Genomic DNA, 24203 nt, shown 5'->3' with positions numbered 1-24203 from the left:
GGGTCCTCTTAAAATGCGTTCTGGATCCAGGCTGGCTGGTCGCCCTCGAACGCAATCACATCGAATCGGCAGGCCTGATTGGCCTCGTTGATGGCATGTTGCTTCAAATAGTGGCGCGCTGCCAGCATGATCTTGTGCTGTTTGCTGCGGGTGACCGAGCTGGCGGCCCCGCCATGGCTGCCGGTAGCCCGGTAGCGCACCTCAACAAACACCAGGGTCTGGCCCTGGTGCATGATGAGATCTATTTCACCGCCACGACAGCGGTAGTTGCGAGCTACCGGTTGCAGGCCCCGAGCCTGCAACCAGCGTTCAGCGACTTGTTCAAAGTGCTGTCCCTTGCTCGTTGGTGAGGGGAACAGGCTCGGCAACTGCTGGCGTATCCGTTTCCATAGTTCCTTCATTGGAGGGCTCCTCCAGTTGCTGAACGGCGTTCTCGTCGACCAGTTTTCCGTTCTGGTAAGTACCCCAGCTCAGCATCCGCACGATATTGCCCTGGGCATCCACGCTCAGCTGACCGCTCATGCCGGCCTGCTGCATGCCACCCACCTTGCGCATCTGCTGCAGGTTCTCAGCCAGGCTGACGGCATCGTAGCCCATGGCAAACAGACGCAGCAGGTCGCCCTGGGTCTGCGGCCAGAGCAGGGCGATTTGCTCGCGCTGTTTCTCGTAGCCACCCAGCAGCAGCGGCATATCGGCGATATGCATGCCGTTGAGCTCGGAGGCGACCTCGGTGGCGGCGCTGTCGTAGCCACGGGAGCTGGTGTAGATGGGCAGGCTGCCCATCGGATTGACCGAGACATCCACGTATGGCTTGATCATCCGGGTTTCCAGGCTGTTCGCCACCACATAAACGGCATCGATGCTGCGCGGTGCGGCATCAGAGAGTTGCACTACCTCGCCAGCACGGGCGGTAGAGCGGCCGCTCAGGGCATTTTTGACCATCCCCTGCACTTCGTTGCGGGCACCGAAGGTGGCAACGACCGGCTTATCCTGGCTCAGGGTAGCCCAGCTCTGCTCGAACGCCTTGATACTGCTGTAACCGATCCGCCCCTGGGCGGCGATCAGCAGCGGTTTACGGTAGCCCTGGGTGTAAAGGTACTGGGCTGCCTGCGCGGCATCTGCTGCGGCAGAGAGGGAGAAGTAGTAGGTGGTGTCGTTGACGACCGGCTTATCCAGCTCGTTGAGCGCCAGTACCGGCACGGTCGGATTGGCCTTGAGCAGCTCCTCGACCCGGTCTTTCAGCAGCGGGCCGATGATCATGTCCGCTCCTTCCTGAATCGCCTGCTTGTAAAGATCGCCGGTTGACTTGCTCTGGGTGTCGTAGAAGTTCAGGGTGAATTGCCCCTGATTTTCCTTATAAGACATCAGCATACCGTTACGGATGGCGGCGCCCTGCGGCTCCAGATTGCCGGAGAGGGGCAGCAGCACAGCGATCTGTTGCACCGAGGTGCTGGCAGTGGCCGCCAGATCGCCCAATCCTGCCGGCATATCCTTCTGGGCCGGATGGTTGGGGAAGTCACGCTTCCAGCCTGCCAGCTGGCGGGCCAGCAGGTTCGGCTGGGCGCCAAACTCGTTGACCAGTGCCGCCAGTCGCAACCAGCCGGTGGTCACATCAGGGGCCGGAGCCTCTTCCAGCGCTTGCAGGGTGGAGGGGGTCATGCTTTTGAGCAACGACCAGATCTGCTGATGGTTGGTCGCCTGCTCGCTCTGATTGAGGTAGGACTCCAGTGCAATCAACGACTTGGCAGCGCCAAACTTGTTGTTGATGTCGAGCTGCAGCACCACGCGCTGGCGATACCAATCCTTCTGGGTATCGGCATCCAGCACCACCTCGGGTTTGCCTTCCAGCAGGATCAGCGCCTGATTGGCGTGGCCTTGCGCCAGCAACAGATGGGCTTGCAGTAGTTGCAACTGCGCCTTCTGAACGGGATCCTTGGCCTGCTTCTGCAATTGCTGGAACAGTGCCGAGGCCGGTTTGGCTTGGCCCAGCGCCAGATAGCTGCGTGCCGCCAGCATCTGCCAGGTAAAGGCCTCGGCCGGCTTGGCCGGGTCCACCTGCTCAAGATACCACTGGGCATTCTTGGTCAGATTGGAGAACGCAGAGGGGCATGCCTGACTGCCCTGACGGTTGATTGGGCTCCGACGCACAGGCGGCGAGCAGTACTGCCGCGAGTATGATGCCGAAGAGTCGTGATACACTTAGCTGCTTTGTAACCCGGTTCAAGTTCATTCCCCGACCAGTGTTGAAGTTCCCCATAGTGTAAACGGGCCAATATGGCGACACAATTGTCGGGGCACTCGGAGATCCCATGAGTGACATCCCAACCCTGTATATAGTCCCCACTCCGATCGGCAATCTGGCGGACATCACCCAGCGTGCATTGGACATTTTACGCAGTGTCGATCTGGTGGCAGCCGAAGATACCCGTCATACCGGTATCCTGCTCAGCCACTACCAAATCTCGGTGCCGACCTTCGCCCTGCACGATCACAACGAGCAGCAGAAAGCCGATGTGCTGATCGGCCGGATCAAAGAGGGCAAGAGTGTTGCGCTGGTCTCCGATGCCGGCACCCCGCTCATCAGCGACCCCGGTTATCACTTGGTCACCCGCTGTCGTGAAGCCGGGTTCAAGGTGGTGCCGCTGCCCGGCCCCTGTGCCGCCATCACCGCCCTGAGCGCGGCCGGTCTGCCCACCGATCGCTTTGCCTTTGAGGGCTTCCTGCCCGCCAAGAGCAAGGGACGTGACGATCGCCTGCAAGCCATTATTGAAGACACCCGCTCGCTGGTGTTTTACGAATCTCCGCGCCGTGTGCAGGATACAGTGGAAGCGATTGCTCGCATTCTCGGCGAGCGTCAGGTGGTGGTGTGCCGCGAGCTGACCAAGACCTTTGAGTCGATCCACGGTTTGCCAGCCTCTGAAATGCTGACCTGGCTTGGCGAGGATGACAACCGCTGCCGCGGCGAGATCGTGCTGGTCGTGGCTGGCGCCGCCAAAGATGAAGAGGATCTGCCTGCCGAGGCGATCCGCACTTTGGAACTGCTGGTGGCAGAGCTGCCACTGAAAAAAGCGGCCGCCCTGACCGCCGAGATCCACGGCGTGAAAAAGAATGCTCTCTATAAATATGGTCTCGAGCACTATTGAGTCGGTGGAATGGGCCGCCAGATTATTTTATGACCAGCACGCTCCTCTATATCTGTGAGCATTCACCCTGTAAACGGGGACCAAAGCGCGATAAATGGCTGTAAACGGGAATTGCCGGTTTACCCCGTGCGTATCGCAAGGCTATAATCCGCGCCTCGGAGTTGGCTGGGCAATCGCTGCTTCGTCGTTGTGTCCCTCGGGACAGACGGGCGGAGGGGAGGAAAGTCCGGGCTTCACAGGGCAGGGTGCCAGGTAACGCCTGGGGGGCGTGAGCCTACGACCAGTGCAACAGAGAGCAGACCGCCGATGGCCCGCAAGGGATCAGGTAAGGGTGAAAGGGTGCGGTAAGAGCGCACCGCGCGACTGGCAACAGTTCGTGGCACGGTAAACTCCACCCGAAGCAAGACCAAATAGGCCCCTATTGGCGCGGCCCGCGTTGGGGGCGGGTAGGTTGCTTGAGCCAGCGAGCGATTGCTGGCCTAGAGGAATGATTGCTACCCGGGGCAACCCGGTACAGAACCCGGCTTACAGGCCGACTCCGACCTCATTCCGCGTGAACCGTCACGCTAAAATCCCGGTGCCTAACGGCACCGGGATTTTTATTATTCACACCGAGATGCACTGCATGGCGGCTTTCTGGAATTTGTAATAAAGTTCTCACCCTTTTTGGTCGATATACGTCGGCTGGACTGTCTGTATCTATCACACTGCTGGCCTGATGAGCGACCCTGTGGCAATAAGGCGAGATGAAATGGTTAAGGTGGATTATTAATGTCATCAAGCAGCGCAATGCTCACACCTTCCCGGCTGCTTAGCGCAGAACGTGGCAGAACCCTGCCTCATTATGATCTGTTGGGTGTCGAGCGGCTTAATCATGCCCGCTTGAAGCAGGTCAATGGCCAGTTGAGCACATTTTCCCTGCAAGCTGCGAGTTGTATGGCCCAGCTGTTCAATAGTGCAGAGTGCGAACTGAATTATGGTGAGTTCGCCTTTTCCGGTCCGGCAGAGATAGATGACGCTCATATCTGGGTCGAAGCGAGAAGTCCGCTTGAACCTCAGCGCGCCGTCTATTTCTCGATCGCACCTCTGGTCATCTATCGTCTGGCGGTCCTCTTTTTCGGCGGCACCTTGCAGCAAAAAGAGGAGCATGTTCAGTCTGGCAAAGGGTTGACCGATACCGAACAGCGGCTGCTATTGCGGCTTTGCCAGTATCAGGTTGATATCTGGTGTGCTTGTCTGGGGTTGGGGGATCTGAAGTGGCAGTTGCATGTCGTGCCACGGGATTCCATCGCCCACCGTCAGCTCTGGACCACGCAGGCAACCCTGCAGGCAGGTAATTGCACTCATTACTGGCAGATGTGGTTGCTTCCCCCTGAGGAGTCCATTTCTCCGGTGAGTCATTCATTGCCGGCAGGTCAGCTGGAACAGGCTCTGACTCATGTCCCGGTTCGTCTGCGGGTGGTGATGGGCCAATTGTCCATGACGCTGGCGGATCTCGAGTGTCTCAAGGTGGGTGATGTGCTGTCACTGGACTTGCCTGAGGTGGTGCCAGCACTGATTGGCAGCCGTCCCTGCTTCAGTGGACGAATCGCAGAACACAAAGGTAGCCTGGTCTATCAGGTTGCGACGGTTGTAGAGGAGTAAATTGAATCATGAGTGAGCACAATATGAATGATCCGCTGGATCTGGATGGACTGGATCAACTGTTTGGTGACGACATCAGCATGCCCAGCGCCGCAGACTACTTGGCCCCCACCAGTAGCAGCAAACAGCGGGATCTCTCCTTCTTTCGCCAGATCCCGGTCAAGGTGACGCTGGAAGTGGCCAGTACCGAAGTGCCGCTCGGCGATTTGATGCGCGTCGAGGAGGGGGCTGTCATTGAGCTGGACAAGCTGGCAGGTGAACCGCTGGATGTGCGGGTGAATGGCCGTCTGCTTGCCAAGGGCGAAGTCGTCGTCGTGAATGGCAAATATGGTCTGCGCTTGGTTGATGTCATCGATACCAACCTGCTGGGCGGCATGGACGACTGATGCGCTATTTGCTGCTGACGCTGCTGTTATTTTCGCTGCCCGGCTGGGGGGCGGACATGACCCTGTTCTCGGTATCGCCAGGCGCTTCAGGGGGCGAGGACTACAACATCAAGTTGCAGATCCTCTTCTTCATGACCCTGCTGGGTCTGCTCCCGACCTTGTTGCTGATGATGACCAGTTTTACCCGGATCATCATCGTACTGGCCATATTGAGACAGGCACTTGGCCTGCAGCAGAGCCCTCCCAACCGGGTGCTGATCGGCATCAGCCTCATCCTGACTGTGGTGATTATGCGTCCGGTCTGGACGGACATGTATCAGAATGCATTTGTCCCTTATGACCAGAATGAAATAACCCTGTCAGAGGGGATCGCCAAGGCAGAAAAACCCCTGCGTAAATTCATGCTGGCCCAGACCCGTGAACCGGATCTGGAGCAGATGCTGCGCATCTCTGGCGAACCAACAACGGTCGCCAAAGAGGATGTGCCTTTCGGGGTGCTGTTGCCCGCGTTTGTATTGAGTGAGTTGAATACCGCATTTCAGATTGGCTTTATGCTGTTCATTCCCTTTCTGGTGATCGATTTGGTGGTCGCCAGCGTCTTGATGGCGATGGGGATGATGATGCTCTCCCCGCTGATCATCTCGTTACCCTTCAAACTGATGGTGTTTGTGCTGGTCGATGGCTGGTCGATGACCGTCGGCACCTTGGCCGCCAGCTTTGGTGGGGGAGGCTGATATGACCCCTGAGCAGAGCGTTGCCCTGGTTGGTGGCGCGGTCAATCTGGTGGTGACCATGGTCTCGGTGCTGATTGTACCGGGCCTGATCGTAGGTTTGGTGGTCAGTATTTTTCAGGCGGCCACCCAGATCCAGGAGCAGACGCTCAGTTTTCTTCCCCGTTTTATCGTGACTCTGATGACCCTTATCTTTACGGGTAACTGGCTGTTGTCGCAGATAACCACCTTGTTCCAGGATCTTTTTCTTAAAATCCCCGGGTTTATCGGATGAATTCGCTGCTGTCCCTCAGTGCTGCTGACCTGACCGCATGGTTGGGACAGTGGTGGTGGCCGTTTATCCGGATCGGTATGGCATTCTGGGTGATGCCGGTCTTTGGGGATACCCGGGTGCCTGCGCAAGTTCGCCTGATGCTGGCGTTCATCATCAGCCTGCTGCTCGCCCCCATGATGAAGGATATGCCGGTTGTCGATCCTTTCAGTGCCGGTGCGCTGGTCCTGGCGGTGGAGCAGCTGCTATTTGGTTTGCTGTTTGGTCTGTGTGTCCAGTTGCTCTATATGGTGATGACCACTGCGGGGCAGATCCTCTCCATGCAGATGGGGCTCGCGATGGCGGTGATGAATGATCCGGTCAATGGGGATTCTGCACCCATCATCAGTCAGGTCATGATGGTGTTTTGCGCCTTGCTCTTTCTGGGGCTGAATGGCCATCTGGTGGTACTGGATATTCTGGTGCAGAGCCTGCGTAGCTGGCCGCCGGGTTCATCTCTGGATCTGATCGATATGAAAGGTGTGATCGGCTTGTTTGGTTGGTCTATCGGTGCCGCCCTGTTGCTGACGTTGCCTGCCGTTGTCGCCATGTTGATGGTTAACCTGACCTTCGGGGTGATGAACCGGACCGCCCCTTCGCTCAATATCTTCTCTCTCGGTTTTCCCATGACCCTGTTGCTCGGGTTGCTCACCATGGCGCTCTCCATCAGTGGTGTGCCCTCCCGTTATCTGGATTTGGTTACCCATGTGCTTGAACAGCTGCGAGGCTTGACCCCGGCATGAGTCAGAACAGCGCACAGGACAAAACCGAAGAGGCCTCCAGCCAGAAACGCCAGAAAGCGAGAGATGAGGGGCAGATCGCCCGCTCAAAAGAGCTCAGTTCTGCCGGTTTACTGCTGCTTGGCGGATTGGTGATGCAGTGGATGGTGCCGGGGTTTGGCCAGTTCTTTGCCGAGTTGATGAAGCGCCCGCAGCGTTTTGACTGGCAAGGTGCCCGTGACCCGCAGATGATGATCCATTGGTTGGGTGAAGCGCTGATAAACATGCTGTGGGTGCTGCTGCCCCTGTTTGGTTTTCTGGCCCTTATGCTGGTGTTGCTCAGCATAGTGCCGGGCGGTATGGCGCTGACCTGGAAAAAGCTGCTACCCAGTGGCGAGAAGATGAACCCTTTGAAGGGGCTGGGGCGGATGTTTTCCAAGAACAGCCTGATGGAGTTGCTGAAGTCACTGCTCAAGGTGACGCTGATCGGCGGCACGCTGGCGTTGATGTTAAATCATCAATGGCCTTCTTTGTTGATGATGAACCGGATGCCCCCTCAGGCGGCCCTCGAACAGGCGCTACGGATCCTCTCCCAGGCATTTATTCTGCTGGGGAGTGTACAGATGCTGATTGCCGTGCTGGATGTGCCCTATCAGCGCTGGTCGCTTAACAAGCAGCTCAGGATGACCAAACAAGAGGTCAAGGATGAGCACAAGAACAGCGAAGGGCGTCCCGAAATCAAAGCCAAGATCCGCCAGGTGCAGGGAATGCTTGCCCGCGCGCGCATCGAGCAGCGGGTACCGCAGGCAGATGTGATTATCGTTAACCCGACCCATTATGCGGTGGCAATAAAATATGATGCGACTCGTGCCAATGCCCCTTTCGTGATTGCCAAAGGGGTCGACAGCATGGCCGAGCGGATCCGTCAGGTCGCCAAACAGCATGACAAGATGGTGATGAGCTTGCCCGAGTTGACGCGAGCCATCTATCACTCGACCAAAGTGGATCAAGAAGTCCCCGCAGGGCTGTACACGGCAGTTGCCTATGTATTGAACCATGTATTGCAGTTAAGGGCGTATGAGGCAGGCAAGGGGAGGAAACCGACCCCTCTTGCCCCGTTATATGTACCGCCCGAGTTACGTCAACCTGAGAGGTAAGTTGTGAACTGGCGTGTATTCACCCAATCCTATACCGCAATTCCGCTGATGTTATTGGCCATTCTGGCCATGATGATCCTGCCTCTGCCCGGTTGGCTGCTGGATGCGCTCTTTACCTTCAACATCGTGTTGGCGGTTCTGGTGTTGCTGGTATCCGTCTCGGCCCGCAGACCACTCGATTTCTCGGTATTCCCAACCGTGTTGCTGGTGGCCACCTTGATGCGACTGTCGCTGAACGTGGCCTCTACCCGGGTGGTGTTGCTGCACGGTCACGAAGGGCATGAAGCAGCCGGTAAGGTCATCCAGGCATTCGGTGAAGTGGTGATCGGTGGCAACTATGTCGTCGGTCTGGTGGTCTTCGTGATCCTGATGATCATCAACTTTGTGGTGATCACCAAGGGTGGCGAGCGGATTTCGGAAGTATCCGCCCGCTTCACTCTGGATGCGATGCCCGGCAAGCAGATGGCCATCGATGCCGACTTGAATGCCGGCACCATGGATCAGCATCAGGCCAGGGCTCGCCGTGAGGAGATCGCGCGCGAAGCGGACTTCTATGGTGCGATGGATGGTGCTTCCAAGTTCGTTCGTGGTGACGCGATAGCTGGCATGTTGGTGCTGATCATCAACCTGGTGGGTGGGTTGGCCATCGGTATCTTCCAGCATGCCTTGCCCGTTGCCGAAGCCTTCCAGCGTTATGCGCTGCTGACCATTGGTGATGGTCTGGTTGCCCAGATCCCGTCCCTGCTGATGTCGACTGCTGCGGCCATTATCGTGACCCGGGTCAGCGATGAAGGGGAGATGGCTGATCAGGTCGGTCAGCAGATCCTGGCATCACCTCGCGTTATCTATACCTCTGCAACTATCATGCTGATCCTGGGTCTGGTGCCCGGGATGCCGATGCTCGCATTCCTCAGTTTCGCAGCTGTACTGGCCTGGACTGGCTGGAGTGTCAGCAAGCGAGCCGTCAATGTGCCGGATCTGGATGCAGCGCAAGAGCTGACTCGTCAAATGATTCAGCCTGAACAGCAGGCACTGGAGTGGCAGGATTTGCCGCCAGTCGATACGGTCGCCATCGAGCTTGGTTATCGTCTGGTGCCATTGGCTGAAACGGATAAAGGGGCTGAACTGCTTGCACGAGTGCGCGGGATCCGTAAAACCCTCTCCGAGCAGTACGGTTTTCTGCTCCCCGAGATCCGGGTGCGCGACAATCTGCAACTGCAGCCGGATCAGTACCGGATCAAGCTGTCCGGCGTCGCGTTAGCGATGGGGAATGTGGATTGTCAGCGCTTGATGGCCATCAGCAGTGGTGAGACCTATGGCGCGCTAGATGGCGAGTTGACTCAGGACCCGGCCTACGGCATGAGTGCGGTTTGGATCTCCCCGGAGCAAAAGGCCAAGGCACTTAATCTTGGTTACTCGGTGGTGGATTCGGCCACCGTGATTGCCACTCACGCCAGCAAGTTGTTGCGTGAACAGCTTGATGCACTGTTTGGTCACGATGAAGTTGGCAAACTGGGCCAATATCTCGCCAGTCAGTCCCCCCGGTTGGCTGAGGAGCTGAATCTGGCGCTTACCCAGATGCAGCAATTGAGAGTGTTTCGGCAACTGCTAAAGGAGCAGGTCAGTCTTACCGATATACGAACCGTTGCCACGACGCTGCTGGATGCGAGCGAGTTGACCAAAGACCCTGTCTTGCTGGCATCCGATGTGCGCTGCGCCTTGAAGCGCCAGATTGTGCGGCAGGCTATTGGTAATCGCGATGTGTTGGCCACCTTTACGCTGGATGATCGCCTTGAGCAGACCTTGCTGGCTGCAATGAATCAGTCACAACAGCAGGGCAAAATCCAGCTGGACAGCTTTCCGGTTGATCCACAACTGCTGGCTCAATTGCAGCAAAATATGCCGTTGGTGAAGGAGCAGTTGCAGCAGTTGGGACATGCCCCCGTATTGGTTGTTATGCCGCAACTGAGACCATTAATAGCCCGTTATGCCCGATCATTTTCAAAGGGACTCAAAGTGCTTTCTTATAACGAAATACCGGAAGAGTTACGTGTAGAAGTAATTGGTACACTGGGTTGATATGTGCTTAATTAATATCCTGAAGGGAAGTGTTTTTTCCGCATTTGGCTTGAATTGCCGTATGAATACTATATTATGTGGCGAAATTTGACGCAGCAATGTGTGCAATATAAATAATAAAAAAGACAATACAATGTGTTACTTCACGGTCAATTGAACATTCTGGCCGTGTCGTCCGGTTCCGGACTATCACATGATAAGGGCAAACTGAACTGAAAAGTCAGGACGCAAAGCCTCCGGTCTAACAGCAGAAAAGCTAATGACAGCGGGGTTACCAAGGTGTATCTGGACATATCCTTGATACCATCTCTAAACAAGATTACGCCGTTTTCTGGTGTGATTTTGTACAGCGCCTTTGTGTCTGACTCTCCATTTTTATTGATTGTTCTATCCACTGTAACAGGTGTCAGACTTCTATGTTTTCGGGATTATCCATAAATACAACCGTCGGGGTGTGTAGTCGCAGTTCTACACCACATATATTATTGATACAGCCAGTATTAACGGCTGAAAATGATATCAAACAGGCCTTGTACACAGAGGGATTCAGGGTATCAAGTGTAAATTCTGTTAAACAATCAAAGGGCATTATCGCTGATGATAATGTCAATTTGATCCTGCTCGATATGGATGCCATGACCGAGCTAGGGCCGCGTATTCTGCGTGAATTCAATGGTCTCGATTGTGTCATAATTGTCAATGAGCATCAGGCAACCATTGCTGCTGAGGCCATGTGTGCCGGGGCTATCGACTATATAGTCAAACCCTTCTGCCCCCAGCAATTGCTCGATGCTGTCCGTGGTGCTTTACGCCTTCGTCAGGCGATCCCCAATCTTATCGCCGTTTCTCCCATGAGCCTGCAGGTATTGCAACTGGCCCGACGAGCAGCCAAAACCTCTGCCACCATTCTGATCGGTGGTGAGTCAGGAACTGGTAAAGAGCGGTTGGCTCGTTATATTCACGAGATGTCTGCCAGAGCGGAAAAACCATTTCTGGCGATTAATTGTGCAGCCATTCCTGAGGCAATGCTTGAGTCAATTCTTTTTGGCCACAATAAAGGTGCATTTACCGGTGCTGTTTCTGCCCAACCCGGCAAATTTGAGTTGGCTCAGGGGGGGACCCTGTTGCTAGATGAAATATCAGAGCTTCCTTTGAACCTGCAGGCAAAATTATTACGGGTGCTGCAAGAAAAAGAAGTTGAGCGACTTGGCAGCAATCAAACGATTGCTCTTGATGTTCGAATCATTGCCGCCAGCAATAAAGATCTGCGCAAACTGGTTGCAGATGGACTGTTTCGTGAAGACCTTTTCTATCGTCTGGATGTATTGCCGATGAATTGGCCCGCATTGCGTGAGCGCCCTGACGATATTATTCCGCTGGCCAACTACTTTATTGAGCGTTATGCATCCCAGCAGGGCTATCGCCTGAGTGAACGAGCCTGTCAGCTATTGCTGTCATATGAATGGCCAGGAAATGTACGAGAACTGGATAATGTCATTCAACGGTCATTAATTATGGCGCGTGGTTTGCATATTCAAGCGGTCGATCTGATGCTGCCACACTGTGCGGCAGAGCCAGAAATGGTTGAATCAGGGGGGTGGCATGTTCCGGAGGGGTTGAGTGAAACCCGGCGGCATGCCGAGTTCCAATTTGTATTAGAGACCTTGCGCCGCTTTCGTGGCCATCGTACCCGCACAGCCGATGCACTGGGCATGACAACCCGGGCATTGCGCTACAAGCTTGCGGCGATGCGTGAGCAAGGCATTGATATTGAACAGCAGATTCAAGCAGAGGGATAAAGAGTGAAGATTCAGATGATGTCATCACAAGTGACACTACTGCAGCAGATGCAGGAGATGCAGCGTGTCGCAAGCCAGACCCCTTCTATCGAATCCAACGATCTGTCGGGAGCATCATTTACCGATGCCATGCGGGATGTGGTCGGACGCGTCAATGAACAGCAGAATGTCGCGTCAAAATTAATGGCATCCGTAGATGCCGGGCAGAGCGATGATCTGGTGGGCGCCATGGTGGCGAGTCAAAAAGCCGGCTTGAGTTTTTCAGCCTTGATGCAGGTTCGCAACAAGCTGATGACCGGTTTTGATGACATTATGCGCATGCCGCTCTGAGGTAACAGATGACTGAACTGGTAACGTCTCCTCAGGGGGCAGCCCCTGATTCGCTCAAAATCAGGCTACAAGAGGGATTACGCAACTGGCGTACCCTCTCCCGTGACAACAAATCGATCCTGACCATTGCTCTGCTGGCTGCCATTGTGGCAGGCACCATAGTCATTATCCTGTGGACCTCCAGCAAAAACTATGTGCCCCTGTATGGCAAACAGGAGCTATACGATACCGCCAACATCATGGAGATGCTGGAGAAAGAGCAGGTGCCTTTCCGTCTGGAAAAGAGCACCGGTCAGGTACTGGTTCCTGAAAACCAGCTGGCTCATGTCCGGATGGCGCTTGCTGCACGAGGGGTGCGTGCAGCCATGCCGTCTGGTCTGGAAGGGCTGGACAACGTAACCGGACTGGGTACCAGCGAATTTATGGAAGGGGCGCGTTATCGTCATGCCCTGGAAGGGGAGCTGGCCCGCACCATCATAGCGCTCGATGCCGTGCGCAGTGCCCGTGTTCATCTTGCTATTCCGAAGCGCACGCTGTTCGTGGGGCGCGATGAGGAGAAACCCAGCGCATCGGTAATGCTCGATATGCAACCGGGCCAATCCATCGAAGCGGGTCAGGTCGAGGCGATTGCCAATCTGGTGGCGGGCAGTATTTCCGGAATGAAACCTGGTGCCGTGACCGTGGTGGACCAATCTGGCCAGTTGCTCAGCGCAGAGCTGGGGGACAAGGTCGGTTTTGGCAAGCAGAGCGTTCAACAGATGGAGTATGTCCGCAAGCTGGAACAATATATCCGTCAGCGTGCCAACGACATGCTCTATCCCATGCTGGGCAGCACCAATTTCAAGGTGCAGATTGCGGCAGACGTTAACTTCAACGCTGTCGAAGAGACCCAGCAGCAGCTTGATCCGCAAGGGGTGGTGACTCGCGAGTCCAACAAGTCAGACAAGACCATCGATGCGTTGGCGATGGGGATCCCGGGGGCGCTATCCAACCGCCCGCCTGAAACGGCGGCAAAAAATGAAAAGGCAGATGCTGACAAAGGCAATGTAAATACCGCAACACAACAGAACGACACTCGCACCGAGCGTCAGGAAGTCAGCAAGCAGTACGAAAACAGTCGCACCATAGTGCACACCCGTTACCAGCAGGGACGTCTGGAGCGAATTAACGTCTCCATTCTGCTCAATCAGCAGATTGCTCCGAAGGGGGGTTGGAGTGCCGAGCAACTGGAACAGATCCGTCAGATGGTAGAGCGTGCTGTCGGTTTCGATGAGACGCGTGGCGATCAGATTAGTCTGCAGGCCTTCGATTCAATGGTGCGGTACCAGTAGCTGCTCCCGAATCCAGCTGGTGGGAAACCCCTTATTGGCAAGACTCCCTGCGTTATCTGGTCGGTGGTTTGCTTGGCCTGACACTGGTCTTCTTCGGTATTCGGCCGTTGGTGAAACATCTGGTTCGCACCCAACAGCAGCCGGATATGGAAATGGGTGAGACGGAAGAAGAGCTGGAGCCCACGGTCGGATTGTCCATGCGCAGGGATGACGATGATCCCCAGCTGACGTCTGCTCTTTCAAATAGTCTGATCCGTACTGACAACAAGATGGAGCCCCAGTTCTCGTCACTCGATATGGAGTCGTTGCCGGAACCGGGATCCGAGCTGGAGGTTCAGCTCAAGCATTTGCAGTTGCTGGTTGAAAAAGATACCGCCCGGGTGGCGGAGGTTGTCAGAGCATGGGTGAGTGGCAATGAACAGCGTTAACTTGAATCAGAGTGCCGTTGATATCGATATCGACAACCTTGAGAAGGCCGCCATCTTGTTGCTGAGCATGGGGACCGAGTCTGCTGCCAAGGTAATGCAAAAGCTCTCCCGTGACGAAGTGCAGCGTTTGATTTCCAAGATGGCCTCCCTCTCTGGCGTCAGCTCGATGGAAGCCAAGTGGACGTTGCAGCAGTTCTTCAATCACTACCGTGAGCAGAGCGGAATTGGCAGTGCCTCACGGGAGTATCTGGAACAGACGCTCGATCTTGCTCTGGGGCAACGACTCTCCCGTAGTTTGCTCGACAGTCTGTACGGCGATGTGATGAGTCAGGATATCCAGCGCCTGCAGTGGGTGCCTGCCGATGTGCTGGCCCGCTTCTTCCGTAACGAACATCCCCAAATGCAGGCTGTGCTGCTGGCCTTCTTGCCACCCCAGACTGCGTCCGCCGTGCTCGATGCCTTGCCCGGATCGGTACACGATGATTTGTTGGTGCGTGTCGCCAGTCTCAGCAGTGTTAGTGAACATGTGCTGGGCGAGCTCAGACTGACACTGGATCGTTGCCTCACCTACGTGGCGGATCAATCTGGTGCCAAGGTAAACGGGGTACGGCAGGTAGCCGATATTCTCAACCGTTATCAGGGGGACAAGGAGCAGATGCTCTCCCTGTTGCGCGAACACGACGGTGACATGGCGCTGGAGATCGAGAAGAACATGTTCGATTTCATGGCGTTGCGCCGTCAGAGCGACGACACCTTGCAACGTTTGGTACAGGAGCTGCCCAGCGAATTGCTGGCATTGGCTCTCAAGAACACCGAAACCAGCTTCCGCAAAGTGGTGTTGGGTGCCATGCCGAAGCGGATGGCTCAGGCGCTGGACGATCAGATCCAGAACCAGGGCAGTGTCTCTTTGCGCAAGGTCGAGCAGGCAAGGGAAGAGGTCATGCAACTGGTCCGCGAGTTGGTGGAGCAGGGCGAGATCGAGTTCCAGCTGTTCGAAGAGCCCATCGTCAGTTAAAAGGAGGCATTCATGAGTCACAATGTGCGCAAATTGATGCCTGGGGCGACCCGTCTGTATCGTTTCCCTGCGCTCGGTCAGAGTGGGGAAGAGGCACGGAGTCAGCAAGAACAGTTTGAATTCGGCTATCAGCAGGGGCTGGAGCAAGGTCATGACGAAGGTTATCAGGCCGGCTATCAGCAAGGGCTGACCAGCGGCCTGCAGGAAGGCGAGAGCACCGGTTTGCAACAAGGGCAAACCCGCGGGTTTGCTCAGGGCCTTTCGGAGGGGCGAGCCGCCTTCGAACAGGCAATGGTGCCGTTTGCCAAGCTGCAAGAGCAGTGGGAGTCACTGAGCCGGGCTCGGATGGTCGAGCAGAAAGAGCTGATTGCCCAGCTGGTGGCGCAGGTGGCCAAGCGGGTCATTATGGCGGAGTTTACTCTCAATCCCCAGCAGGTTATGAATCAGGTCGAGCAGGCGTTGGCTACCTTGCCGAGTGAGTCGGAAGAGCTGGTGATCTACCTCAATGAGGGAGACCGACAGCGACTTGCCGAGCAGGGGGTGACTCGCTGCGAAGGGTGGCCATTGCAAGTCGATGCAGCGCTCGGGGTAGGCGATGCCCGTATCGAGACCCGCGCTGCCGTCGTCGAGGTAAGCACCAGCTCCCGCCTGGCAACCTGCATCGAACAGCTCAACAGCTCGCTGGACGTGCCGCAAGATGCATGAAGCCTTGCAGCAGGCACTGACCAGTGCGCTGGACAATCTGGATGAGCTGCCAGCGTTTCGTCGTTTTGGCCGGTTGGTGCGAGTCACTGGCCTGACTCTCGAGGTAGTCGGCTGTCAACTGGTGATGGGGCAGCGTTGTCGTGTCAGCACGGCAAGTGGCACCCCCTTGCTGGCCGAGGTGGTCGGTTTTAACCGGGATATCTCTTACCTGATGCCGCTGCAGCCGATGAGTGGCCTCTTCGCGGGGGCTCAGGTCGAACCGATCGATGGAGAAGAAACTGTTCGGCTTGGTAGTCATCTGCTGGGGCGGGTACTCGATGGACTGCTGCAGCCCCTCGACGGGCAGCCGTTACCCGATGTTGGTGACAGTGTCCCCCTGTTTGCTCTTCCCCCCAATCCGCTATTGCGAACCCCGGTACGTGAACCGCTGGATGTCGGTATCCGCGCCATCAATGGCCTGCTGACTGTTGGCAAGGGCCAGCGTTTGGGGCTGTTCGCCGGCTCGGGGGTCGGCAAGAGTATGTTGCTGGGCATGATGACCCGCAATACCGCTGCCCAGATTGTGGTGGTGGGGCTGATTGGTGAGCGGGGCCGTGAAGTACGCGAATTCATCGAACACAGTCTGGGGGCGGAAGGTCTGGCTCGCGCCGTGGTCATTGCGGCGCCAGCGGATCAATCTCCCCTGATGCGGCTGCGAGCGGCCCAGCTATGCCACCGAATTGCCGAGTTTTTCCGTGAGCAGGGGCAGGATGTGCTGCTGCTGATGGATTCACTGACCCGCTATGCCCAGGCGCAGCGGGAAATCGCGCTGGCCATCGGTGAACCTCCTGCCACCAGGGGTTATCCACCCTCGGTATTCAGCATGCTGACCCAGCTGGTGGAGCGAGCCGGTAACGGCACGCATCCGGATGGCAGTTTGAGTGCGTTCTACACAGTGCTGGCGGAAGGGGATGACCAGCAGGATCCGGTGGTCGATGCGGCGCGCGCCATTCTCGATGGTCATATCGTGCTGACCCGCCGTCTTGCGGAAGAGGGCCACTATCCCGCCATCGATATCGGTGCCTCGGTCAGTCGGGTTATGCCGCAAGTCGTACCTGCCGAATGGCAAACGCTGGCGGTCACCTTGCGCCAGCTGTGGGGACGCTATCAGCAGGTGCGTGAACTGCTGCCACTGGGTGGTTATCAACCCGGGGCCGATCCGCAGATGGATGAAGCTGTTCAGCGTTATCCGGGGATTGCGGCATTTCTGCAGCAAGGCTTGCATGAAGAGATGGCCTTTGAGCAGGTGATGGTTGGTCTCAAGCAGGTGCTGGGGCAGGGATAAGGATTCGTTATGCTGAAGTCTTATCTGGGGTTGCAACAGGAAGAGCTGGAAAATCTTGGCGCCGAGCGTCGACGCTTGCGGGAGCTGGCGTTGCGGGAAGAGCAGCGAGCACACAAATTGCAGGAAGTGATCTCTTCGCTGCGGCCCGGTTCCGACAAGTTTCACCCTTTGCTATGGCAAAACAAGCAACAGATGGATGGCCAGTTGCGCCGTTTGCTCTCCCATCAGGTGCAGCAATCTGCGCTGGCCAGACTGGATCTGGAGCGCCACGAAGGGGAACTTGTCCGGCAGTTCGGGCGGGTCAAGGGACTGGAGCTATTGCTGGCAAGACGTGATGATGTTGCTCGCCAGCAACAGGAGAGGCGGGATCAGCTACAGCTGGATGAGCTGGCGAGTTTGCGTCACCTGACCCGCCAAGAGTAAAGCGGAAGGTTAATCCGTAATGCTGTCCGGGTCGCGATAACCTGACTCTTGTCCCAACAGTGAATGAATCGTCTCCATCTGACCTGCCAGCAGGCGGCCATTGAGATCATTCTGGCGCAGACACTGATGCAGCAGCTGTTCAAGCTGTTGCCATTGATTGGCTACCGTGGTGCGCAGGGGAAGTGGCAGCTTGGCTATCAGGGTGGCCATCCCCTTCTCATTTGGTTTGAGGCCCAATGTCTGCAGCTGCTGGCAGCGTAACTTTGCCTGTTGTGTCACCTTGGCCATCAGCGTTGTCTGCTGTTCGTTATGGGCTTGCAGACCATCGACATCATGGCTTGCCAGCAGTGCATGCTGGCGCAGCAACAGGGCGGTGAGTTCGGTATAGTGGCCGTAATCCTGCTGGATCCCGAGGATCAATGCCTTGACGGTGGCCTTGGTATCCACGCTCATCGGCGATGCATATCCAGAATGGCCTGACCCAACGCATCCAGATCGATCTCCAGCTTGCCTTCACTGATGGCTTTGCGGATCTCGTTGACCTTGTCCATGTCGACGTCGGATGTGGTGGCCAGCTGGCTGCGGGCGTTGGCTACTGACTGCGCTGTGCTGCTGATCCGTGCTTCGGATGACTGTGCGGACCTGGTTTCCGGCTTGGTCGTTACATCCGGTTTGCGGCCAGGCTGATTTTGAATATAGAGCGAGTCAGTACGGGTAATTTTCATAACATAAATTCCTGATGGTCTGTTTATGACAAGCGACCCAAGGCTTGTCGAACTTGAATCAAATTGCGATCTTGGTTCAAAAACGGGTTTCAACTTCCCCTATATCAGTCACCCATGCCTGTATCTCTTTGCCAGAGCTAAGATTTTTCACTCTGATCCCGTCGCCTATTCCGCCATTATCGAGGGCCTCCCCTCTGGTTGTGGCGGAGAACTCACCTTTCCCTGCGCGGATCAGTACCCCTTCCCCCTGTTTGACCGCCCAACTTTTTTGTAAATCGAGCTCACCGATGAGCTGCCCGCTTCTCAGATGCCGGTTGCTTTTATGGCCCAGCAGGGTGTGATTACTCGGGGTGAACCCGCGCTGTATGCGGCTGACATCCAGCTCTTTCTCCACCAGATCGCTGGCGCTGATGCTCTGACCTTTTGCGATATCCCGTGCAGCAACCCAGACCGGCAACAGCAACGAGACCTCTACCCGCCCGCGCACTTGCCAGGCGGGATCTGTGCATTCGATGAGATAGGGGCGTCGTCCCCAGGGTTGCCGATACTGACCACCTGCTTGTAACGAGAGTGAGTGTGAGGGGCAGGGAGGAAGGTGCTCGGCGGAAGGGGCAAGCCAGACCCGAAACTCCCCTGAGGTTGCAGGCCATCCCTGCTGGGTGATGTAGTCATCAAGACTCTGGCGGGCATCTTGTTCAAGCAACTGTTCAAGCATGGCGCTTTGCGCCTGCGGGGCACCGTGAGCCAATGCGCTCAGCAGTAGCCAGAGGATGCCGCTCCATTTCCACACGGGAAGTCGCACTTCCTCATTTCTCATCTGCTTGCAGTGGATGGTGCATGGTAACCGCTTGAAACTAGGTATCTTCATGGTTGGCATGAGTCTTGATAAGGGTAACCCCGGTCTGAGTGAACGATAAAGGATGAAGCATGAGTATCTCATTTGACAGCGCCCTCGGCGTACACCCTTATGCCCTCGATGTCAGGGCGGAGCGGGCGCGTATTCTGGCGGGAAATCTGGCCAACGTGGATACACCGGGCTATCTGGCTCGGGATGTCGATTATAAGACGATTCTGGGCCGTGTCGCGCAGCAAGTTGCTGCGGGCGAGGAGAGTCAGGCCATCAGCCAGGGCGCCATGCGTGACGATATGCATCACCCCCTCTATCGCATTCCTTATCAGGTCTCCATGGATGGCAATACCGCCGAATTGGGGGTTGAGCAGGGCAAATTTGCCAACAACGCCACCGATTTTCAGACCAGTCTCACTTTCCTCAATATGAAGATTACCGGGATCGCCAAGGCGATCGAGGGCCGTTAACCATGTCGTTCAACAAGATTTATGACATCGCCGGCAGTGCCATGCGCGCCCAGACCGTGCGGCTGGATACCGTTGCCTCCAACCTGGCCAACGTGGATAGCGCGGCCGCCAGTGAAGACGCCGCGTTTCGTGCCATCAAGCCGGTTTTTTCCACTCTCTATCAGAAGATTCAGGATGCCGATGGCCTCGGAGCTGCGTCGGTGCAAGTGGCGGGTATCGTACAGTCCGACCGTCAGGTCGAGAAACGGCTGGAGCCGACTAACCCGATGGCCGATCAGGATGGCTTTGTTTACTACTCCAACGTCAACGTGGTGGAAGAGATGGCCGACATGATGAGCGCCTCTCGCGGTTTTGAAACCTCGGTGGAGGTGATCAACCGGATCAACAGTATGCAGCAAGGTTTGTTGCGTCTTGGTCAGGGAGCCTAAGCCATGAGTCTGCCACAGATAAGCAGTCTGGATACGGCGCGTGGTACGGGTCAGGCTGTTGCTGACCCCAAGATCGCCAGCAATGGCGCCGGTGCTGCTCAGGAAACGCAAGCCAACCAGAATAGCGGGATGCAACTGCGTAACGAATTCCTGCAGATGATGGTGGCACAGATCCAGAACCAAGATCCCACCAACCCGCTTGATGGGGCCCAATATGTCACCCAGCTGGCCCAGTTCAGCATGGTGGAAGGGGTCGAGAGCCTGAAGCTTCTGCAGCAGAAGTCCATCAACATGATGGATACACAGCAGGTACTGCAGAGCACGGATCTGATCGACAAAGAGGTGATGGTACCCAGTAAGACCCTCACCAAGAGTGATGACAAAGCTATTCGCGGGCAGGTCGAGCTGGCGGGGGCCGCCGATCAGGTCGAGCTTAAGGTGTATGACGAACACGGCACTTTGGTGGCGACCAAGAGCTGGGGTGAAAGCAAGGCTGGTGGTCTGGATTATGAACTGCCGGAGCTGCCTGCCGGGGAGTACAGCTTCGAGGTCAAGGCGTCACTCAACGGGGTTGCCACCACATCCAAAAATTATGTTGCCAGCAAGGTGGAACGCGTCACTTTGCCCGGTACGGGTGAAATCATGCTGCAGGTTGCCGGTGTGGGCGATGTCCCGCTGTTCAGTGCAATCCAGTTCGGTAAATCGGCGTAATCAGAGAGGAGCGACACTGTGTCTTTCAGTATCGGATTGAGCGGCCTGCGCGCCGTGAACCAGGAATTAAGTGTAATCAGTAACAACGTGGCCAATGCCAGTACCGCAGGCTTCAAATCCAGCCGTGCCGAGTTTGCCGCCATTTATGGCGGTGGTCAGGCCGGCGGTGTCGAGATGAACAACGTCTCTCAGAACTTTGATCGCAACGGCGATGTGATGCGGACCGGGCGTGGGCTCGATCTGGCGATTTCTGGCAGTGGCTTTTTTGTGCTGAAAGATGGCAGCGGACAGACCTCTTATACCAGAGCCGGTATGTTCCAGCGGGATCCGAATAATTATCTGACAACAGCCAATGGCAACCGACTGCAGGGTTATACCACCAATGATGCTGGTGAGCTGCAATCCGGCGTGATCGGTGACATTCAGGTAAAAGCTGGCAGCCTGCCTGCCAAGGCATCCGACAAGCTGGAGTTCGTTGCCAACCTGAAGGCGGATGCCAGCGTGATCGATCCCGCTCTTCATCCCTTCGATCCAGCCAAGTCAGACAGTTTCAGCTACTCCCAATCCAGCAAGGTCTATGACTCGCTCGGGGTTGAGCACACGGTCACCCAGTATTTTGTCAAAACCGGCGCCAATACCTGGCAGGTCAACTATGCCTTCAATGGCACCACGACCGGAGCTCCGGTGACTATGGAGTTCAACAGCAACGGGACGCTCAAGGCGCCGACTACCTCTCCGGTTCTGGCACTTGCCCCAGCGGGGGCAGACCCCATTTCGCTGCAGGTGGACATTGCACGTGTCAGCCAGTATGCCTCTGACTTCAACGCGACTCGTAACCAGTCCAACGGTTACACCGCTGGCGATTTGACCGGTATACGGGTTGATGCCGATGGTGGTGTCTATGCCACCTTTACCAACGGTCAGAGCCTGAAGCAGGGTCAGGTGGTCATGGCAAACTTCGCCAACCCCAATGGTCTGCTGCAGACCAACAACACCACCTGGCAGCAATCTTTCAGTTCTGGTCAGCCTGTACTGGGGGCGCCGGGAACCGGCACCATGGGTCAGTTGACTGCCGGGGCCTACGAGAGCTCCAACGTGGATCTGACCGGTGAACTGGTTAGCCTGATGACTTCCCAGCGTAACTATCAGGCAAACGCCAAGACCATCAGTTCCGCTGACAAAATGACTCAGGTTCTGTTCAACTCCTTCTAAGGGTAACCCGTGGAAAAGCTTATCTACACCGCCATGTCCGGGGCGCAGCATACCCTGATGGCCCAGCAAATCCGGGCCAATAACCTGGCCAACGTCAATACCGCCGGTTTTCGGGCTGACTTTGAGCGGGTTTCTGCTTATGCCCTGACGGGCGATGGTTATCAGAGCCGGGTGATGGCCAGAGAAGAGATGGCCGGGACCAACTTCAAAGCTGGCCCTCTGATGCAGACGGGGCGCAAGCTGGATGTGGCGATTCGTGGCGAGGGTTTTCTGGCGGTGCAGACGCCTGATGGCAAAGAGGCCTATACCCGTGCTGGTAACCTGGAGGCCGATGCCGACGGGCTGTTGACCCTCAATGGTCGGCCGGTGCTGGGGGAGGGGGGCGAGCTGGTGCTGCCCGCTTATCGTGACATCAGTTTCGGCAAGGATGGCACCCTGAGCATCACTCCTCCGGGTGGTGGTGCCCGGCTTGATGTAGGCCGCTTGAAGCTGGTCAATCCTGATCCGGCTGAGCTGGTAAAAGGCCACGATGGTCTTTTCCGGATGCGCCAGGGGGGGGATGCCGAAAGCAGCGAGCAGGTGGTGATGGCATCCGGCTTTTTGGAAGGGGCCAACGTCAATGCCGTGGATGAGCTGGTCAGCAGTATGTCATTGACCCGCAATTTCGAACTGCAGGTCAAGTTGATGAAAGCGGCGGATGATCAGGCTCGTCAAGGGGCCAAATTGATTTCCGGTCAGGGTTGATTTTGACGGCATCGGGCAGATACCCGATGCCTTGCCACATCCCAGTGGATGAGGCTTGATGAACAAGGTGGAATAACAATGCACGCAGCATTATGGGTCAGTAAAACAGGTCTGTCGGCACAAGATGCCAAGATGTCCAGTATCTCCAACAACCTGGCTAACGTGAACACGGTCGGCTTCAAGCGCGATCGAGTAGCGTTTGAAGATCTCTTTTATCAGGTGCAGCGCCAGCCGGGTGCCCAGCAGGATCAGCAGAATTTGGCGCCTATCGGTATTCAGATGGGTAATGGTGTGCGGGTGGTGGGTACCCAAAAGGTCTTCACCTCCGGCCAATTCCAGAATACCAATCAGGAGCTGGATATGGCGGTGGTCGGTGCCGGTTTCTTCGGGGTTGAGCGCCCAGATGGCGAGACGGCCTATACCCGTAATGGTCAATGGCATCGCAATGCCGAGGGGCAGCTGGTTAACGCGGATGGTTTGCCCATGGTGCCGCAGATCCAGATCCCTGATAACGCCACCAAGATCTCCATTGGTACCGACGGCACTGTCAGCGCCTCGTTGCCCGGTCAGCAAGAGAACGTCGAGCTGGGCCGCATCACCCTGACCAATTTCGCCAACCCGGCCGGTCTGGAAGCGCTCGGTGGCAACCTCTACCGTGCAACCGGCGCGTCCGGTGAGCCCATTGAAGGTGTACCGGGTGAAGAGGCGATGGGGGCCGTCAAGCAATTCACGCTGGAGAGTTCCAACGTGAACGTGGTCGAGGAGATGGTTGACATGATCACCACCCAGCGGGCTTACGAGATGAATGCCAAGGTGGTCTCTTCCGCCGACCAGATGCTCAAGTTTGTCACGCAGGCACTGTAATGATGAAGTCGATGCTGCGTTATATCTGGTTGGTATTGCTGTTGGGCGGCTGTGCCACCTATGAGCTGCAGGCGCCCGAGCCAGGTGACGAGAAATGGGCTCCATCCCGTCCCAAGGTGACCGCGGCTGCGCAGAGCGAAGATGGTGGCCTCTATCGTGGCAACTACATGATGACCCTGTTTCAGGATCGGCGAGCTTACCGTGTTGGTGACATTCTCACCGTGGTGCTGGAAGAGCGTACCCAGTCGAGCAAGAAAGCCAATACCAGCATGAGCAAAAACAGCAGCATGAATGTGCCGGCCCCCTCTATTGGCGGTAAACTGCGCCCCGACTGGGGGGCAACCCTCAGCGCTGATCGGGATTTTGATGGCGGTGCGACCTCCAGCCAGCAAAATACCCTGGCAGGTTCCATAACCGTGACTGTCGCGGAAGTGATGCCCAACGGTGTGTTGGGGATCCGCGGTGAAAAGTGGATCCGCCTCAATCAGGGGGATGAATATATCCGCTTGGGCGGCATGGTGCGGGTCGAGGATATTGACCAGAGCAACCGTATCTCGTCCCAGCGCATTGCTGATGCCCGCATCACCTATGCCGGTCGTGGTGCCCTCGCCGACAGTAACCAGATGGGGTGGCTGGGCCGCTTCTTTAGCTCGGCGTTTGCGCCATTTTGAGGAATCA

General features: G+C 56.4%; 26 protein-coding genes, 1 other RNA gene, 1 pseudogene and 1 riboswitch. Of the genes and pseudogenes, 23 read left to right on the top strand and 5 right to left on the bottom strand.

Translation table 11 applies throughout. The features are described from left to right. Positions 1–8: 8 nt before the first annotated feature. Together ACTG2B_RS20680 and ACTG2B_RS20675 are read right to left on the bottom strand one after the other, a co-directional pair. Positions 9–401, bottom strand: coding sequence for a YraN family protein (locus ACTG2B_RS20680; protein WP_058057529.1), 393 nt, complete (start codon positions 399–401; stop codon positions 9–11). Continuing rightward, entirely contained in the window at positions 322–2148 is a 1827-nt protein-coding gene (locus ACTG2B_RS20675; protein WP_439996761.1) for a penicillin-binding protein activator, read from the bottom strand. Before ACTG2B_RS20675 ends, ACTG2B_RS20680 begins: the two co-directional genes overlap by 80 nt. Positions 2149–2309: 161 nt before the next feature. On the opposite strand from ACTG2B_RS20675, the gene rsmI reads away from it, so the two are divergent. From rsmI to lfiJ, 16 genes and pseudogenes are all read left to right on the top strand, one after another. Then, complete coding sequence (gene rsmI, locus ACTG2B_RS20670) at positions 2310–3143, top strand: 16S rRNA (cytidine(1402)-2'-O)-methyltransferase (RefSeq protein ID WP_439996760.1); 834 nt, start codon at positions 2310–2312, stop codon at positions 3141–3143. Positions 3144–3300: 157 nt separating this feature from the next. Continuing rightward, an RNA gene (rnpB, locus tag ACTG2B_RS20665) (RNase P RNA component class A) lies at positions 3301–3687 on the top strand. Positions 3688–3914: 227 nt separating this feature from the next. Next, positions 3915–4787 (top strand): lateral flagellar motor switch protein LfiM, encoded by an 873-nt coding sequence (gene lfiM, locus ACTG2B_RS20660; protein WP_181294941.1) that lies wholly within the window; start codon positions 3915–3917, stop codon positions 4785–4787. 8 nt (positions 4788–4795) lie between these two features. Next, complete coding sequence (gene lfiN / locus ACTG2B_RS20655; protein WP_019444828.1) at positions 4796–5173, top strand: lateral flagellar motor switch protein LfiN; 378 nt, start codon at positions 4796–4798, stop codon at positions 5171–5173. Continuing rightward, positions 5173–5907 (top strand): flagellar type III secretion system pore protein FliP, encoded by a 735-nt coding sequence (fliP, locus tag ACTG2B_RS20650; protein WP_005336248.1) that lies wholly within the window; start codon positions 5173–5175, stop codon positions 5905–5907. Before lfiN ends, fliP begins: the two co-directional genes overlap by 1 nt. A gap of 1 nt (position 5908) precedes the next feature. Then, entirely contained in the window at positions 5909–6178 is a 270-nt protein-coding gene (gene fliQ / locus ACTG2B_RS20645) for a flagellar biosynthesis protein FliQ (protein WP_005336246.1), read from the top strand. Next, entirely contained in the window at positions 6175–6957 is a 783-nt protein-coding gene (lfiR, locus tag ACTG2B_RS20640) for a lateral flagellar biosynthetic protein LfiR (RefSeq protein WP_005336245.1), read from the top strand. Before fliQ ends, lfiR begins: the two co-directional genes overlap by 4 nt. Then, positions 6954–8090: a flagellar biosynthesis protein FlhB gene (gene flhB / locus ACTG2B_RS20635; RefSeq protein ID WP_069527055.1), complete on the top strand. Its 1137-nt coding sequence runs from the start codon at positions 6954–6956 to the stop codon at positions 8088–8090. The genes lfiR and flhB overlap by 4 nt, the downstream gene beginning before the upstream one ends. Positions 8091–8093: 3 nt before the next feature. Then, positions 8094–10169, top strand: a complete 2076-nt coding sequence (gene lfhA / locus ACTG2B_RS20630) for a lateral flagellar biosynthesis protein LfhA (protein ID WP_021231850.1) — start codon at positions 8094–8096, stop codon at positions 10167–10169. Positions 10170–10360: 191 nt separating this feature from the next. After that, a riboswitch (cyclic di-GMP riboswitch) is annotated at positions 10361–10448 on the top strand. Between the two features lie 137 nt (positions 10449–10585). After that, a complete protein-coding gene (gene lafK, locus ACTG2B_RS20625) occupies positions 10586–11968 on the top strand; it encodes a lateral flagellar response regulator transcription factor LafK (RefSeq protein ID WP_439996759.1) in 1383 nt (460 codons plus the stop codon). 3 nt (positions 11969–11971) lie between these two features. Continuing rightward, on the top strand, positions 11972–12298 hold the full coding sequence (gene lfiE, locus ACTG2B_RS20620; protein WP_005336241.1) for a lateral flagellar hook-basal body complex protein LfiE: 327 nt from the start codon (positions 11972–11974) through the stop codon (positions 12296–12298). 17 nt (positions 12299–12315) lie between these two features. After that, positions 12316–14057 (top strand): annotated as a pseudogene (fliFL, locus tag ACTG2B_RS20615) (lateral flagellar M-ring protein FliFL). Next, entirely contained in the window at positions 14044–15072 is a 1029-nt protein-coding gene (fliGL, locus tag ACTG2B_RS20610; RefSeq protein ID WP_439996758.1) for a lateral flagellar motor switch protein FliGL, read from the top strand. Before fliFL ends, fliGL begins: the two are co-directional and overlap by 14 nt. A 12-nt stretch (positions 15073–15084) precedes the next feature. Next, positions 15085–15777, top strand: coding sequence for a lateral flagellar assembly protein FliH (gene lfiH / locus ACTG2B_RS20605; protein ID WP_274160633.1), 693 nt, complete (start codon positions 15085–15087; stop codon positions 15775–15777). Next, positions 15770–17101, top strand: a complete 1332-nt coding sequence (gene lfiI, locus ACTG2B_RS20600) for a lateral flagellar FliI-like assembly ATPase LfiI (RefSeq protein ID WP_421300682.1) — start codon at positions 15770–15772, stop codon at positions 17099–17101. Before lfiH ends, lfiI begins: the two co-directional genes overlap by 8 nt. Positions 17102–17110: 9 nt before the next feature. Beyond that, positions 17111–17524 carry a lateral flagellar protein LfiJ gene (gene lfiJ / locus ACTG2B_RS20595; protein WP_076493221.1) on the top strand — a complete coding sequence of 138 codons (414 nt, stop codon included), beginning with the start codon at positions 17111–17113 and terminating at the stop codon, positions 17522–17524. Between the two features lie 9 nt (positions 17525–17533). Here lfiJ and ACTG2B_RS20590 read toward each other — a convergent pair whose 3' ends face one another. From ACTG2B_RS20590 to flgA, 3 genes are all read right to left on the bottom strand, one after another. Continuing rightward, positions 17534–17977, bottom strand: coding sequence for a flagellar protein FlgN (locus ACTG2B_RS20590; RefSeq protein WP_421300681.1), 444 nt, complete (start codon positions 17975–17977; stop codon positions 17534–17536). Next, positions 17974–18249: a flagellar biosynthesis anti-sigma factor FlgM gene (gene flgM / locus ACTG2B_RS20585; RefSeq protein WP_005336222.1), complete on the bottom strand. Its 276-nt coding sequence runs from the start codon at positions 18247–18249 to the stop codon at positions 17974–17976. Before flgM ends, ACTG2B_RS20590 begins: the two co-directional genes overlap by 4 nt. 76 nt (positions 18250–18325) lie before the next feature. Continuing rightward, positions 18326–19039, bottom strand: a complete 714-nt coding sequence (gene flgA, locus ACTG2B_RS20580) for a flagellar basal body P-ring formation chaperone FlgA (protein ID WP_439996757.1) — start codon at positions 19037–19039, stop codon at positions 18326–18328. 137 nt (positions 19040–19176) lie between these two features. Here flgA and lfgB point away from each other — a divergent pair, with 137 nt between their 5' ends. From lfgB to flgH, 7 genes are all read left to right on the top strand, one after another. Continuing rightward, positions 19177–19566, top strand: coding sequence for a lateral flagellar basal body rod protein LfgB (gene lfgB, locus ACTG2B_RS20575; protein ID WP_101529985.1), 390 nt, complete (start codon positions 19177–19179; stop codon positions 19564–19566). A gap of 2 nt (positions 19567–19568) precedes the next feature. Beyond that, positions 19569–19994 carry a lateral flagellar basal body rod protein FlgCL gene (gene flgCL, locus ACTG2B_RS20570; protein ID WP_019444815.1) on the top strand — a complete coding sequence of 142 codons (426 nt, stop codon included), beginning with the start codon at positions 19569–19571 and terminating at the stop codon, positions 19992–19994. 3 nt (positions 19995–19997) lie between these two features. Next, on the top strand, positions 19998–20705 hold the full coding sequence (locus ACTG2B_RS20565) for a flagellar hook assembly protein FlgD (protein WP_158110354.1): 708 nt from the start codon (positions 19998–20000) through the stop codon (positions 20703–20705). Between the two features lie 18 nt (positions 20706–20723). Continuing rightward, complete coding sequence (flgEL, locus tag ACTG2B_RS20560; RefSeq protein WP_043821922.1) at positions 20724–21917, top strand: lateral flagellar hook protein FlgEL; 1194 nt, start codon at positions 20724–20726, stop codon at positions 21915–21917. Between the two features lie 9 nt (positions 21918–21926). Next, the gene (gene lfgF, locus ACTG2B_RS20555; protein WP_005336213.1) at positions 21927–22661 is read left to right on the top strand and encodes a lateral flagellar basal-body rod protein LfgF; all 735 of its coding nucleotides are present in this window, start codon (positions 21927–21929) and stop codon (positions 22659–22661) included. A gap of 78 nt (positions 22662–22739) precedes the next feature. Next, positions 22740–23525, top strand: coding sequence for a lateral flagellar basal-body rod protein LfgG (gene lfgG / locus ACTG2B_RS20550; protein WP_005336212.1), 786 nt, complete (start codon positions 22740–22742; stop codon positions 23523–23525). After that, complete coding sequence (gene flgH / locus ACTG2B_RS20545) at positions 23525–24196, top strand: flagellar basal body L-ring protein FlgH (protein ID WP_026034860.1); 672 nt, start codon at positions 23525–23527, stop codon at positions 24194–24196. Before lfgG ends, flgH begins: the two co-directional genes overlap by 1 nt. The last annotated feature ends 7 nt before the right edge of the window (positions 24197–24203 follow it).

This window comes from Aeromonas sp. 30P, assembly GCF_051919805.1.
In the GTDB taxonomy this organism is placed as follows: domain Bacteria; phylum Pseudomonadota; class Gammaproteobacteria; order Enterobacterales; family Aeromonadaceae; genus Aeromonas; species Aeromonas veronii.
The sequence above is the reverse complement of the archived record's forward strand: the minus strand, read 5'-3'. Positions and strand labels throughout refer to the sequence as shown.

Coding starts and splice junctions, on each gene's coding strand:
- lfiM (WP_181294941.1), top strand. CDS start 3,915: ATGTCATCAAGCAGCGCAATGCTCACACCTTCCCGGCTGCTTAGCGCA.
- fliGL (WP_439996758.1), top strand. CDS start 14,044: ATGAACAGCGTTAACTTGAATCAGAGTGCCGTTGATATCGATATCGAC.
- lafK (WP_439996759.1), top strand. CDS start 10,586: ATGTTTTCGGGATTATCCATAAATACAACCGTCGGGGTGTGTAGTCGC.
- lfiR (WP_005336245.1), top strand. CDS start 6,175: ATGAATTCGCTGCTGTCCCTCAGTGCTGCTGACCTGACCGCATGGTTG.
- lfgG (WP_005336212.1), top strand. CDS start 22,740: ATGCACGCAGCATTATGGGTCAGTAAAACAGGTCTGTCGGCACAAGAT.
- ACTG2B_RS20590 (WP_421300681.1), bottom strand. CDS start 17,977: ATGAGCGTGGATACCAAGGCCACCGTCAAGGCATTGATCCTCGGGATC.
- flhB (WP_069527055.1), top strand. CDS start 6,954: ATGAGTCAGAACAGCGCACAGGACAAAACCGAAGAGGCCTCCAGCCAG.
- rsmI (WP_439996760.1), top strand. CDS start 2,310: ATGAGTGACATCCCAACCCTGTATATAGTCCCCACTCCGATCGGCAAT.
- ACTG2B_RS20565 (WP_158110354.1), top strand. CDS start 19,998: ATGAGTCTGCCACAGATAAGCAGTCTGGATACGGCGCGTGGTACGGGT.
- flgCL (WP_019444815.1), top strand. CDS start 19,569: ATGTCGTTCAACAAGATTTATGACATCGCCGGCAGTGCCATGCGCGCC.
- lfiH (WP_274160633.1), top strand. CDS start 15,085: ATGAGTCACAATGTGCGCAAATTGATGCCTGGGGCGACCCGTCTGTAT.
- fliQ (WP_005336246.1), top strand. CDS start 5,909: ATGACCCCTGAGCAGAGCGTTGCCCTGGTTGGTGGCGCGGTCAATCTG.
- lfiJ (WP_076493221.1), top strand. CDS start 17,111: ATGCTGAAGTCTTATCTGGGGTTGCAACAGGAAGAGCTGGAAAATCTT.
- ACTG2B_RS20680 (WP_058057529.1), bottom strand. CDS start 401: ATGAAGGAACTATGGAAACGGATACGCCAGCAGTTGCCGAGCCTGTTC.
- fliP (WP_005336248.1), top strand. CDS start 5,173: ATGCGCTATTTGCTGCTGACGCTGCTGTTATTTTCGCTGCCCGGCTGG.
- lfiI (WP_421300682.1), top strand. CDS start 15,770: ATGCATGAAGCCTTGCAGCAGGCACTGACCAGTGCGCTGGACAATCTG.
- lfgB (WP_101529985.1), top strand. CDS start 19,177: ATGAGTATCTCATTTGACAGCGCCCTCGGCGTACACCCTTATGCCCTC.
- flgH (WP_026034860.1), top strand. CDS start 23,525: ATGATGAAGTCGATGCTGCGTTATATCTGGTTGGTATTGCTGTTGGGC.
- lfiN (WP_019444828.1), top strand. CDS start 4,796: ATGAGTGAGCACAATATGAATGATCCGCTGGATCTGGATGGACTGGAT.
- flgM (WP_005336222.1), bottom strand. CDS start 18,249: ATGAAAATTACCCGTACTGACTCGCTCTATATTCAAAATCAGCCTGGC.